At 66.7% G+C, this 12200-nt stretch carries 11 protein-coding genes; 4 read left to right on the forward strand and 7 right to left on the reverse strand.

Features of this window, described 5'->3' with window-relative positions:
• Positions 1–16 precede the first annotated feature (16 nt).
• Together HYG77_RS09300 and HYG77_RS09305 are read right to left on the reverse strand one after the other, a co-directional pair.
• Positions 17–1357: a deoxyribodipyrimidine photo-lyase gene (locus tag HYG77_RS09300; RefSeq protein ID WP_109327437.1), complete on the reverse strand. Its 1341-nt coding sequence runs from the start codon at positions 1355–1357 to the stop codon at positions 17–19.
• Positions 1358–1386: 29 nt separating this feature from the next.
• Positions 1387–2304 carry a mechanosensitive ion channel family protein gene (locus tag HYG77_RS09305; protein ID WP_109334898.1) on the reverse strand — a complete coding sequence of 306 codons (918 nt, stop codon included), beginning with the start codon at positions 2302–2304 and terminating at the stop codon, positions 1387–1389.
• 71 nt (positions 2305–2375) lie between these two features.
• Between HYG77_RS09305 and HYG77_RS09310 the strand changes: the two genes are divergently transcribed.
• Positions 2376–3092 carry a response regulator transcription factor gene (locus HYG77_RS09310; RefSeq protein WP_109327435.1) on the forward strand — a complete coding sequence of 239 codons (717 nt, stop codon included), beginning with the start codon at positions 2376–2378 and terminating at the stop codon, positions 3090–3092.
• A complete protein-coding gene (locus HYG77_RS09315) occupies positions 3089–4456 on the forward strand; it encodes a HAMP domain-containing sensor histidine kinase (protein WP_109327433.1) in 1368 nt (455 codons plus the stop codon). The genes HYG77_RS09310 and HYG77_RS09315 overlap by 4 nt, the downstream gene beginning before the upstream one ends.
• 28 nt (positions 4457–4484) lie before the next feature.
• On the opposite strand, the gene HYG77_RS09320 is transcribed toward HYG77_RS09315, so the two are convergent.
• The 5 genes from HYG77_RS09320 to pdxH all read right to left on the reverse strand — a co-directional run bounded on the left by HYG77_RS09320 (position 4485) and on the right by pdxH (position 9565).
• The gene (locus HYG77_RS09320; protein WP_109327431.1) at positions 4485–4847 is read right to left on the reverse strand and encodes an FKBP-type peptidyl-prolyl cis-trans isomerase; all 363 of its coding nucleotides are present in this window, start codon (positions 4845–4847) and stop codon (positions 4485–4487) included.
• Positions 4848–4891: 44 nt separating this feature from the next.
• Positions 4892–6187, reverse strand: coding sequence for a citrate synthase (locus HYG77_RS09325; protein ID WP_109327430.1), 1296 nt, complete (start codon positions 6185–6187; stop codon positions 4892–4894).
• A gap of 437 nt (positions 6188–6624) precedes the next feature.
• Positions 6625–7587: an aldose 1-epimerase family protein gene (locus HYG77_RS09330; RefSeq protein WP_109327428.1), complete on the reverse strand. Its 963-nt coding sequence runs from the start codon at positions 7585–7587 to the stop codon at positions 6625–6627.
• Between the two features lie 41 nt (positions 7588–7628).
• Positions 7629–8918 carry an MFS transporter gene (locus HYG77_RS09335; protein WP_208962485.1) on the reverse strand — a complete coding sequence of 430 codons (1290 nt, stop codon included), beginning with the start codon at positions 8916–8918 and terminating at the stop codon, positions 7629–7631.
• The gene (gene pdxH, locus HYG77_RS09340) at positions 8915–9565 is read right to left on the reverse strand and encodes a pyridoxamine 5'-phosphate oxidase (RefSeq protein ID WP_208963335.1); all 651 of its coding nucleotides are present in this window, start codon (positions 9563–9565) and stop codon (positions 8915–8917) included. The genes HYG77_RS09335 and pdxH overlap by 4 nt, the downstream gene beginning before the upstream one ends.
• Positions 9566–9861: 296 nt before the next feature.
• Between pdxH and HYG77_RS09345 the strand changes: the two genes are divergently transcribed.
• Both HYG77_RS09345 and serC read left to right on the forward strand, forming a co-directional pair.
• Entirely contained in the window at positions 9862–10992 is a 1131-nt protein-coding gene (locus tag HYG77_RS09345) for a citrate synthase 2 (RefSeq protein WP_109327424.1), read from the forward strand.
• Positions 10993–11033: 41 nt separating this feature from the next.
• Complete coding sequence (serC, locus tag HYG77_RS09350) at positions 11034–12155, forward strand: phosphoserine transaminase (protein WP_109327422.1); 1122 nt, start codon at positions 11034–11036, stop codon at positions 12153–12155.
• Positions 12156–12200 lie beyond the last annotated feature (45 nt).

The following is a 12200-nucleotide window of genomic DNA, read 5'->3' on the forward strand; positions in this document are numbered from 1 at the left end:
CGCTGTTAACAAGTACTCACGGGGCCTTGATTTCGCCGTAGCGGGCGAGGGACTCCTGCCGCTCGAGGCCGTGGTCGACGATGGGCTCCGGGTACCCCTCGGGCCGAAGGGCTTTCAGCGAATGGACGGCGCGGCCCGGGATGCCGCGAAGCTCCGGCACCCACTTGCGCACGTAGGAGCCGTCGGGATCGAACTTCTCGCCCTGGGTGATCGGGTTGAACACCCGGAAGTACGGGGAGGGATCGGTGCCTGTTCCCGCCGTCCACTGCCAGCCGTGCTGATTGTTGGCCAGATCGCCGTCGACCAGGCGGTCCATGAAGTAGCGCGCTCCACGCCACCACGGCAGGTGCAGGTCTTTCACCAGGAACGACGCGACGATCATGCGCACCCGGTTGTGCATCCACGCCTCGGCTCGGAGCTGACGCATTCCCGCATCGACGATCGGGAACCCGGTTCTTCCCTCGCACCACGCGGCGAACGCCTCGTCGGCGTCGGGGCCGGAATCGAGTCGGATCGCGTCGAACTTGCGGTCGTAATTGCCGCGCGCACTGTCTGGGCGTTGAAAAAGGATGTCGGCGTAGAAATCTCGCCAAGCCAACTGACGCCGGTACGCTTCGACCCCCTTACCGGGGCGGCGTGAAAGATCGCGGAGCATGGTGCGGGGATGGATGTTGCCGTACTTCAGGTACACCGACATCCGGCTCGTCGCGTCGAGGTCGGGACGGTTGCGGGCATCGTCGTAGGAGTCGAGTTCGTCCTCCAGGAACTCTGCCCACCTTCGCAAAGCCTCCGACTCCCCCGCGGCCACGCCCTCGGACTCCGGCTGGGGAATTGCTGCCCGTCGGACGGGGACGTCGTCCGGTTCGATCCAGTCGACCGTCGCGGCACCGGTGTCGATCGGCGCACGCCACCCGTGGTCGAGCCATTGCCTGAAGTACGGAGTGAACACGCGATACGGTTCGCCGTCCGCCTTGCTGACCCTCCCCGGTGCCACGGCATAGGGCGATCCGGTGGCCACCAGTTCGGTGCGCTCGGCAACCGCTGCATCACGCTCGCGGCCGTAGGGACCGAAGTCGGCGCTCACGTGAACCTCACCCGCCGACACCGCCTCGGCAACCGCTGGGACCACGTCGGCAGGAGCGCCGTGCACTACCAGCAGCCGCCCCCCGAGTTGGTCGTCGAGCGCAGTCAGGCTGCGGTAAAGAAAATCCCGGCGCGGGCCGCCCGCGGGGTGGAGCAGCTTCTCGTCGAGCACGAACAGGCCGAGCGCGCGAGCCCCCGCCTCGGCGACGGTGTGCAAGGTCGGAAGATCGCCGAGCCTGAGGTCGCGCCGGAACCAGACCAGTGCCGTGTCCATGCCTGCCACGGTACTGAAACGCAACGCCGTCAGGCGTCCATGCGGGCCGCCGACACGATCGACAGGTACGGCGCATCGATGTCGTACTTCTCGAACGCCGCGAGAGCCGCCCGCGCGAACGTGCGCTGCACCGCCCACTGCCGTCCCGGCTTGGTGCGGGCGGTGATGCGGAGCGTCACCGATTCGGCGGTCACGGCATTGACACCCAGCATCTCGGGCGTTTCCAGCACGTCCGCCTCGATCGCGTCACTTCGCGACGCCTCCAGGATGGCGTCGAGGGCCACCTCACATGCCCGCTGAACGTTGGCCGCATGCGCGATCGGCAGATCCACCACCGCCACCGCGTATCCCTGACTCATGTTGCCGACCCGGACGATTTCACCGTTGCGGCAGTACCACAGGGTGCCGTTGACGTCGCGGATCGTGGTGACCCGCAAGCCCACCGTCTCCACGGTTCCCACGGCCTCACCGAGATCGACCACGTCGCCCACGCCGTACTGATCCTCGAGCAGCATGAACATGCCCGACAGAAAGTCGCGGACGAGGTTCTGCGCACCGAATCCCAGTGCGAGACCGATCACACCGGCGGACGCGATGAACGGGGCGACATTCACCCCCAGAATGCCCAGGATCTGCAACACGCCCCAGATGAGAACGACGATCGACACCGCGGATTTGAGTACCGACCCGATCGTCGTGGCACGCTGCGCTCGGCGTTCGTTCGCCATCACTTCCTTGATGCCTCTCGGCGCTCGCTCACGCAGAGGGCGAAGCATCGCCGGTTTGTCGGTGGCAGTCCGCTGCCGGGTCATCCGGTCGATGAGCCGGTGCAGGGTGAACCGCAGGGCCAGCGCGAGAACGACGTAGATCGCGATCTCGGCCGGGCGGTGAATCAGCCAGTCACGGTTGGTTTCGGTCAGTTCGAATGCCAGTAGCGAAGAAAACATCGCACCCGAGTGTACGGACGGACACGACCGGACCACCGCCATCCACCTCCTCCTCACGGCACAATGCAGGAGTGACCGCCACCGACTCAGCCAGTGTTCTCGTCGTCGACGACGACGAGGACGTGCGGACTTCGCTCGAACGTGGTCTGCGCCTGTCCGGATTCACCGTTCTCACCGCAGTCGACGGAGCCGACGCCCTCCGAGTGGTCAGCGAGCGACGCCCCGACGCGATGGTCCTCGACATGAACATGCCCGTCATCGACGGAACCGGTGTCGTGACCGCGCTCCGCGCAATGAACAACGACATCCCGATCTGTGTACTCAGTGCCCGCGACACCGTCGACGACCGCATCTCCGGGCTGGAGTCGGGAGCGGACGACTACCTGGTCAAACCGTTCGTCCTGGCGGAGTTGATCGCCCGGATCCGGGCAATGCTCCGGCGGCGCGGTGCGACCACGCCCCCCGCAGCCGATACCCCCGCGGCTCCGCCGATCCGCGTCGGTGCCCTCGAGATCTTCGTCTCGGCGCGCCGAGTCTTCCTCGCGGGCCACGAAATAACCCTGACCAAGCGGGAGTTCGAACTGCTCGAGGTCCTCGCCCGCAACGTCGGCATCGTCCTGAGCCGCGAACGACTACTGGAACTGGTGTGGGGATACGACTTCGTGGCCGACACCAATGTCGTGGACGTCTTCGTCGGGTATCTGCGGCGCAAGTTCGAAACCGAGGGCCAACCGCGCATCCTGCACACCGTGCGTGGCGTCGGGTTCGTGTTGCGGGAACCGTCGTGAAGCGCTCGTTCTCGCTCCGGACCCGTGTCGCGGCGGCCACGGCGCTCGGGGCGACCATAATCGTCGTGGCGTTGGGCATCCTGGTGGCGCTCGCGATCAACAGGAACAACTTGTCCCAACTCGACCGACGGCTCGAAACGGCGTCCGACGTGCTGGTTCCCAACGCGGCGACAGCAGGACTGTTCCTCGGCGCGCTGGGCGACAAGGGCGCCTTCGCGATCACCATCCGGTCCGCGGGCGGCGACACCGTTCTGGTGAGCACCCCCACCCGGCTGCCACCGCTCGAACCGGGGTGGGAGTCCGTCGACGTCAACGGCACGAAGTATCGGGCGTTCACGGCGACGACACCCTTCCTGGGGACCCGGATCTCACTCGCCGTCCCGTACTCGGAGGCCCAGGACGTCACCACCGAACAGCAGCGCCAGGTGGCCCTCGTCGGTGTCCTGGCCGTGGCCGCAGCCAGTGGCCTCGGCTGGTTGTTCGGTGGCCGGGCGGTTCGCCCCCTGGTCGACCTCACCGGCCGCATCGTTCGCCGCGACCCCGAGTTGACGCCCGCGTCCTCAGGGGTGCGCGAGGCAGACGAACTGGCCTCCGCGGCGGAGTCGATGTTGCGCGATGTCGCCGAGGCACAGGACGCCACCACCGCCGCCCTGGCCACCGCGCGTGACTTCGCCGCCGTATCCGCCCACGAACTGCGCACGCCGCTCACCGCGATGCGCACCGACCTCGAGGTGCTCACCACGCATCAGCTGACGGCCGCGCAGCAGCACGAAATTTTTCGCGATCTGATTCGCGCCCAGGGCCGTGTGGAATCGACCCTGTCGGACCTGGAGCGGCTGGCCCGCGGAGAATTGTCCACCGACCAGGACTTCGTGGACTGCGACCTCGTCGACATCTGCGATCTGGCGGCCGACGATGCGATGCGACACCATCCCGGACTGCAGGTCACCGTCGACGCAGTTCCGCTGACCGTCCGCGGGATGCCCGGCGGACTGCGGCTGACACTGGACAATGCGATCACCAACGCCGTCCGGCACGGGGGTGCCACAGCGGTCCGGATCACACTGAGAGCCGTGGACGACGCCACCGTCATCACCGTCGACGACAACGGTTCCGGCGTACCGGACGCCGAGCGGACTCAGGTGTTCGAGCGGTTCCACCGCGGCACCAACGCCACCAGCAGCGGATCGGGACTCGGCCTCGCGCTCGTTGCTCAACAGGCAGCGCTGCACGGCGGGCGGGCGCACTTCGAGGACAGCCCGCTCGGTGGTGCCCGGTTGGTCGTGGAGCTGCACTCGGCCGACGCACATCCGATGCCGCACCTTCCGGCGCAGAATGCGACAAGTCCCGCCTCACCGAGGTGAAGCGGGACTTGTGCCGTTAAGCGGAAAACTATTCCTTGGCGTCCAGCAGATCGATCACGAACACCAGGGTCTTGCCGGACAGCTGGTGTCCGGCGCCGGCCGGGCCGTAGGCCAGCTCCGGCGGGATGGTGAGCTGACGACGTCCGCCGACCTTCATGCCGGGGATGCCGTCCTGCCAGCCTTTGATGAGACCGCGCAGCGGGAACTGGATGGACTCCCCGCGACTCCACGAAGAGTCGAACTCCTCGCCGGACTCGAACTCGACGCCGACATAGTGCACGTCGACGGTGCCCCCCGGAACGGCCTCGGCGCCTTCGCCGACCACCAGATCCTTGATGACCAGGTCGGTCGGGGCGGGTCCCTCCTGGAACTCGATCTCAGGCTTAGTCATGTGTCCTCCTCGGTGAGGGCTGTCTGTTCGGCACAGGTCGCAGATCAGCGGCTTGTGACGTCCTTGTAGTCGCGCTCGGTGTAGCCGGTGTAGATCTGGCGCGGACGGCCGATCTTCGTAGCGGGATCCTCGTGCATCTCCCGCCAGTGTGCAATCCACCCGGGCAACCGGCCCATGGCGAACAAGACGGTGAACATGCGCGTGGGGAAGCCCATGGCGCGGTAGATGAGGCCGGTGTAGAAGTCGACGTTGGGGTACAGCTTGCGCTCGACGAAGTAGTCGTCGGTGAGCGCCGCCTCTTCCAGTGCCATCGCGATGTCGAGCAGTTCGTCGTCGCCACCGAGTTTGTCGAGAATGGTGTGCGCGGTCTGCTTCACGATGGCCGCACGCGGATCGTAATTGCGGTAGACGCGGTGCCCGAAGCCCATGAGCTTCACGCCGTCTTCCTTGTTCTTGACCTTGCGGACGAAATCGCCTGCGTTGCTGCCGCTGGCCTTGATCTCGTCGAGCATCTCGAGGACCGCCTGGTTTGCGCCGCCGTGCAGCGGGCCCCAGAGTGCGTTGATGCCGCCGGAGATGGAGGTGAAGAGGTTCGCGTCCGACGATCCGACGAGGCGCACCGTCGACGTCGAGCAGTTTTGCTCGTGGTCGGCGTGCAGGATCAGCAGCATGTCGAGTGCCTTGGCGATCTCCGGGTCGATCTCGTACGGCTCCGCGGGGAATCCGAACGTCATCCGAAGGAAGTTCTCGACAAGGTTCAGCGAGTTGTCCGGGTACAGGAACGGCTGTCCGACGGACTTCTTGTACGCATATGCCGCGATGGTGGGCAGCTTCGCCAGAAGGCGGATGGTCGACAGTTCGACCTGCTCGGGATCGGCCGGATCCAGGGAGTCCTGGTAGTAGGCCGAGAGCGCGTTCACAGCACTGGAGAGAACAGGCATCGGGTGCGCGTTGCGGGGGAACCCGTCGAAGAACCTCTTGAGGTCTTCGTGCAGCAACGTGTGCCGGCGAATCCGGTCGGTGAACGACTCGAGCTGCGTTGCGGTCGGCAGCTCACCGTAGATCAGCAGGTAGCTGACCTCGATGAACGTGGACTTTCCGGCCAGCTGCTCGATCGGGTAACCGCGGTAGCGGAGAATCCCGTGCTCACCGTCGATGTAGGTGATCGCGGAGCTGGTGGAGGCGGTATTGACGAAACCCGGGTCCAGGGTGGTGTACCCGGTGCTGGCCAGCAGCTTGCCCAGTTCGATACCGTCATTGCCCTCGGTTGCCCTGGCAATGGACATCGTGTGCTCACCACCAGGGTAGGTAAGCGTGGGCTTTGTGTCATTGTCAGGCACGAAGCATCCCTCTCAAGCTCAAACCAATGAGTAACAACTTCATTCAGGTAGAAACTAGTCCCACTCCAGCCCGCATGCTGCAGGAGGGTCCACGGAAAGGCCGCAACCCGCCCCCGCCGCCGAATGTGGCGAGACGATGGTGGCGACGAGCGGAGTACCGCCGCGAGGATGAGACATTTCGTGCGGTGCGAGCTGCCGAGATGAACGGCCGGTGGCCGCCGGAGGAAGAAGAGGCGGCGTTACCTGCATCGATGGCGTCGACAATGAGCAAACGCACAATCATGCCGGGAAAGCGGTGAGGAGACCTGCCGTAGTAATACGGCCCTCGACCGGACCCGGACACGGCAACAGAAGAACCCCGCGGAACTTATCGAGCGATGCGCTGCCGGTGTTACACCGTCTCACTCTGTGGACGCTTGTCGTCGCGGACCGGACCGTCAGGAACCCACTGCGGTCATGCCCCACCGGCCGGACCAACGCTGCCCGGGGGCGAGCACCAATTGGTCGATGCCGGAGTTGAACGAATCCGGTGGACAGGTCATCGGTTCGAGGGCCAGCGCCCGTCCGCGGCCCGGATAGGGCTTGCCGTCCGCCGGATCGGCGATGAAGGCCTGCAGCCAACCGAACTCGCGGCTAGCCCACAGCATGGTTCCGGTGCCGTCCGGGGCACGCAGTTCGTGCCGGGACCTACCGTCCGGGTCGACGTCCAGCGCGCTGAACGGCGTGTCGAGCGACACCCCGGCGAGGGGGCGGGGACTGGTGAAGTCGTAGTCGCTGCCCGCAACAGCCTGCGAACCACCGTTCGGCAACCGGCGGTCGTCGAGCGGCAACCGGGTGCCTGCGGACAGGCGGAGCGTGCAGTCGTCGAGCGGAACGTCACCGACGCGGACGTACGAGTGCATTCCCAAGCCGAACGGCGCCGGAATTGCCCCGGTATTGGTGGCGGTGTGTGTGACCGTCAGGCCCGAAGCCTCGAGAGCATATTCGACGGTCACCCGCAGCGGATACGGCCAGCCCTTGTGAAGTCCCACATCGATCGACATCTCCACACGGTTCTCGGCGCGGCTGACGACACGCCAGTCCCGGCGACGGACGAAGCCGTGACTGGCGTTGCCGAACTCCGTGTCCGTAATCTCGAGTTGATGTTCGATACCGTCGAAGACGAAATGACCGTCACGGATCCGGTTGGGCCACGGGGCGAGGATCAACCCCGCAGACAACGGCGGTCTGGACCCGAGTTCCCAGGTTTCGGTCAGCGCCCGCGGACCGTCCGGGCCGTGCCATTCGAGGCGTCGCAGCCCAGCCCCCGTGACTGCGATCTCGGCCCGGTAGCCGCCTCCTCGGATCTCCACTCCGCCCGCTGTGGACCTCTTCGATTCCGACGACTGCGGTTCACCCATGCACCACAGTGTGCCCGAAATCTGTGACAGGGCACAGGAACCTAACGAGCGACCTTGTATCGCACCAGCGCCGGGAATGCCACTGCGGCGATTACCACACCGACGACGACGAGGACGCCACCACCGGCCGCGGCGACGCTCGTTCCGACTGCAGCGGCGGCAGCGCCGTGCAGGACGTCACCGATGCGGGGTCCGCCGGCGACGACGACGATGAACACCCCCTGCAACCGTCCGCGCATCTCGTCGGTGGCCACCTGCTGGAGCATCGTGCTGCGGAACGCCGCGGACACCATGTCGACGGCACCACCGAACGCGAGGAAGGCGAGAGCCGCCCACAACAGGACCGGACTCGAGCCCGGGGACGCAACCCCCACCACGAGACCGAAGCCCAGCATCGCCAGCCCCCACAGCGCGATGCACACGATCACGGCGAGTCCCTGTCGGCGCACCCGCGGCAACCAGCCGGAGAACACACCACCGGCGACCGCCCCCACGGACATCGCCGCGAACAGCAGACCGAGGGCGACACCGCCGGTTGCAGGGTCACCGAAGGTGTCGTGGGCGATCTGCGGGAACAGCGCCCTGGGCATCCCGAAGACCATGGCAATGATGTCGACCACGAACGACGCGAGCAGCACCTTCTGGGTGGCCAGGTAGGCGAAGCCGTCGAACACTTCCCGGAATCCCGCGCGCCGCGACTCCCCCACCGGCGGGATGGCGGGCAGCCGGAGTACCGCCCACAGGGTGGCTAGCAGTGCGATCGAATCGACGAGATACAGCGTCGACAGGCCGACGGCAGGAATCATGACCCCGGCGAGCAGGGGTCCGGCGATCGCGCCGAACTGCATCACCGTCATGTTCAGCGAGTTGGCCGCCGCCAGCTGCCCCATCGGTATCAGCCGCGGGATGATCGCGCTGCGGGTGGGCTGATTAACCGCGAAGAACGCCTGTTGCAGAGCCAGGAGTCCGAGTACCAGCCACACGTTGTTCAGGCCGAGCGCCGCCTGTACCCAGAAGAGGACCGAGGTCACCCCGAGTCCCACCGTGGTGATCGTCAGCAGGGTGCGCCGATCCATGACGTCGGCGAGGGCCCCGCCCCACAAGCCGAAGACGATCAGCGGTACCAGGGCGAACGCTCCGGTCAGGCCCACGTACGCGGAGCTGCGCGTGATCTCGTAGACCTGCTGGGGAACCGCGACCACGCTGAGCTGTCCCCCGATGACGGTGACAATTCCGGCAGTCCACAGGCGCCGGTAGTCCTTGTTCTCGAGTGGCGTCGTATCTGCGAGGAACCTTCGGGGCCGACGATCCCGGGTCACCTGTCCGGTCATGGCTGCAGCCGTTCGACGGTCCACCGGTCCCCGTGCCTCGAAGTCCGGATTCGGTTGTGCATCCGGTTGGCCCGGCCCTGCCAGAATTCGACCACCTCGGGGCGGATGAGGATCCCACCCCAGTTCGGCCGCACCGGGATGTCGACGTCGACGCCGAAGCGTTCGGCGACGTGCAAGAGCGCTGCATCGAGTTCGGCCCGCGAGCCGATCGGCCGCGACTGCTCCGACGCCCACGCACCGAGCCGCGACCCCCGCGGCCTGCTGTGCCAGTACTCGTCGGTGACCTCGGCGCTGACCCGTTCGGCGGGACCGCGAACGGTGATCTGCTTGGCGATCGGCACCCAGGTGAAGGTCACCGACGCGTACGGAACGGCGGCGAGCTGCCTCCCCTTGTCCGACTCGTAGTTGGTGAAGAACAGCACTCCGGCCGGGCTCAGGCCCTTGCAGAGAACGGTGCGCGTGCAGGGATGGCCGTGTTCGTCGACGGTGCCCAGCGTCATCGCATTGGGCTCGGGAATTCCCGCCTCCACAGCGTCCTCGAGCCAGCGACGCATCAACGGCAGCCAGCCGTCATTCAGCTGCTCGGCGTCCAGATCGGACTCTTCGGACCGTCCGGCGATGCCCTGATGTCCGTAACCGACGCGCATCGTCGCAAGGTCGTTGTTCGCCGGACCCGGCTGTTCTGCATCTGATGACACAGCGGAGAACGCTACTCCCGGGTATGCACTGACTGTCCTTCCGGTGACACCGGCTAAAGTTTTGGGGACCGAACCCGCCTTTGCTGAACCGTCGCCTCCACCGCGCGACACCAGGAGGGTGGGAGGCCGATTGCGCGGACGAACGAGTGCCTGCCCATCCCGCACGCACGATCAGCGCAGTTGTCGAAACGCCGAGGCAGTGCCGCTCTGACCGGGGGCACTCGAACGAGGAGAGTCCACGAGCTATGTCAGCGAGCGCGGCAATACCGGAGGATTTCGTCAGCGGACTGGAGGGCGTGGTCGCCTTCACCAGCGATATCGCTGAACCCGACAAGGACGGCGGCGCCCTGCGCTACCGCGGCGTCGACATCGAAGACCTCGTCGGCAAGCACGTCACCTTCGGCAACGTGTGGGCACTGCTCGTCGACGGCCGCTTCGGCCCCGGCCTGCCCCCGGCCGAACCCTTCCCCCTGCCCGTGCACACCGGCGACGTCCGCGTCGACGTCCAGGCCGGCCTCGCGATGCTCGCCCCCATCTGGGGATACCAGCCCCTCCTCGACATCGACGACGACACCGCCCGCGAACAACTCGCCCGCGCCTCCGTGATGGCCCTGTCCTACGTCGCCCAGTCCGCCCGCGGCATCTACCAGCCCGCCGTCCCGCAGAAACGGATCGACGAAGCCAAGACCGTCACCGAACGATTCATGGTCCGCTGGAAGGGCGAACCCGACCCCGCCCACGTCGAAGCGATCGACGCCTACTGGGTCTCCGCCGCCGAACACGGCATGAATGCCTCCACCTTCACCGCCCGCGTCATCGCCTCCACCGGCGCCGACGTCGCCGCCTCCCTCTCCGGGGCAATCGGCGCCATGTCCGGCCCCCTGCACGGCGGCGCCCCCGCCCGCGTCCTGCCGATGATCGAGGACACCGAGAAATCCGGCGACGCCCGCGCCCTGGTCAAGGGCATCCTCGACCGCAAAGACAAGCTGATGGGCTTCGGTCACCGCGTCTACCGCGCCGAAGACCCCCGCGCCCGCGTGCTGCGCGCCACCGCCAAACGCCTGAACGCCCCCCGCTACGAGGCCGCCGCCGCCCTCGAGCAGGCCGCCCTCGCCGAACTCCGCGAGCGCCGCCCCGACCGGGCCATCGAAACCAACGTCGAATTCTGGGCCGCGGTCATCCTCGATTTCGCCGAGGTCCCCGCGCACATGATGCCCGCGATGTTCACCTGCGGCCGCACCGCCGGCTGGTGCGCCCACATCCTCGAGCAGAAACGTCTGGGCAAGCTCGTCCGCCCCGCCGCCATCTACACCGGCCCCGCACCCCGCACCCCCGAGTCCGTCGAGGGCTGGGACCAGATCGCCCACACCAGCTGAACACCCTCACCGGAAACATCAGTAAGGAACAGAAAGTAGCGATGACCTCCACACCGATCATCCCCGCAGACCTCCTGCCCGCCGACGGACGTTTCGGCTGCGGACCCTCCAAGGTTCGCCCCGAACAACTTCAGTCGCTGGTGGAGGTGGGCTCCTCGGTGTTCGGCACCAGCCACCGCCAGAAGCCCGTCAAGGACGTCGTCGCCAGCGTGCGCTCCGGGCTCGCCGACCTGTTCTCCCTGCCCGAGGGATACGAGGTGGTTCTCGGCAACGGCGGCACCACCGCGTTCTGGGATGCCGCGGCGTTCGGCCTCATCCGGGAGAAGTCGCTGCACCTGACGAACGGCGAGTTCAGCTCCAAGTTCGCGTCGGTCGCGAAGAACAACCCGTTCATCGGTGATCCGATCGTCGTGTCGGCCGAGCCGGGCAGCGCCCCCGAGCCGGTGTCCGACCCGTCCGTCGACCTCATCGGCTGGGCACACAACGAAACGTCCACCGGTGTCGCGATCCCCGTGTCCCGTCCCGCCGGGTCGGAGAACGCCCTCATCGCCATCGACGCCACCTCCGGTGCCGGCGGACTGCCGGTCGATGTCTCCGATGCCGACGTCTACTACTTCGCGCCGCAGAAGAACTTCGCGGCCGACGGTGGTTTGTGGATCGCGCTGATGAGCCCGAAGGCCCTCGAACGGGTGGCGGAGATCAAGGACTCTGGTCGCTGGACCCCCGACTTCCTCTCGCTGCCCATCGCCGTGGACAACAGCTCGAAGGATCAGACGTACAACACACCGGCCGTGGCGACACTCCTGCTGCTGGCCAACCAGATCGAGTGGCTGAACAAGCAGGGCGGTCTCGACTGGGCCACCTCGCGCACCGCGGATTCGTCCTCGCGTCTGTACCAGTGGGCCGAGGCGACCGAGTACACCACCCCGTTCGTCAGCGATCCCGCGCACCGCTCGCAGGTGGTCGGCACCATCGACTTCGACGACAAGATCGACGCCGCCCAGGTGGCGAAGATCCTGCGCGCCAACGGTGTGGTCGACACCGAGCCCTACCGCAAGCTCGGCCGCAACCAGCTCCGCGTCGGCATGTTCCCGGCCGTCGACCCCGAGGACGTCACGCAGCTCACCAAGTGCGTCGACTGGGTCGTCTCTCAGCTCGGCTAGTGAACTGAATCGACGTCAGCCCCCGGCATGCGCTGCCGGGGGCTG

This window comes from Rhodococcus sp. ZPP, from assembly GCF_017656075.1.
Classification (GTDB): domain Bacteria; phylum Actinomycetota; class Actinomycetes; order Mycobacteriales; family Mycobacteriaceae; genus Rhodococcus_F; species Rhodococcus_F oxybenzonivorans.

Coding starts and splice junctions, on each gene's coding strand:
- HYG77_RS09345 (WP_109327424.1), top strand. CDS start 9,862: ATGTCAGCGAGCGCGGCAATACCGGAGGATTTCGTCAGCGGACTGGAG.
- HYG77_RS09305 (WP_109334898.1), bottom strand. CDS start 2,304: ATGTTTTCTTCGCTACTGGCATTCGAACTGACCGAAACCAACCGTGAC.
- pdxH (WP_208963335.1), bottom strand. CDS start 9,565: ATGCGCGTCGGTTACGGACATCAGGGCATCGCCGGACGGTCCGAAGAG.
- HYG77_RS09300 (WP_109327437.1), bottom strand. CDS start 1,357: ATGGACACGGCACTGGTCTGGTTCCGGCGCGACCTCAGGCTCGGCGAT.
- HYG77_RS09330 (WP_109327428.1), bottom strand. CDS start 7,587: ATGGGTGAACCGCAGTCGTCGGAATCGAAGAGGTCCACAGCGGGCGGA.
- HYG77_RS09320 (WP_109327431.1), bottom strand. CDS start 4,847: ATGACTAAGCCTGAGATCGAGTTCCAGGAGGGACCCGCCCCGACCGAC.
- serC (WP_109327422.1), top strand. CDS start 11,034: ATGACCTCCACACCGATCATCCCCGCAGACCTCCTGCCCGCCGACGGA.
- HYG77_RS09335 (WP_208962485.1), bottom strand. CDS start 8,918: ATGACCGGACAGGTGACCCGGGATCGTCGGCCCCGAAGGTTCCTCGCA.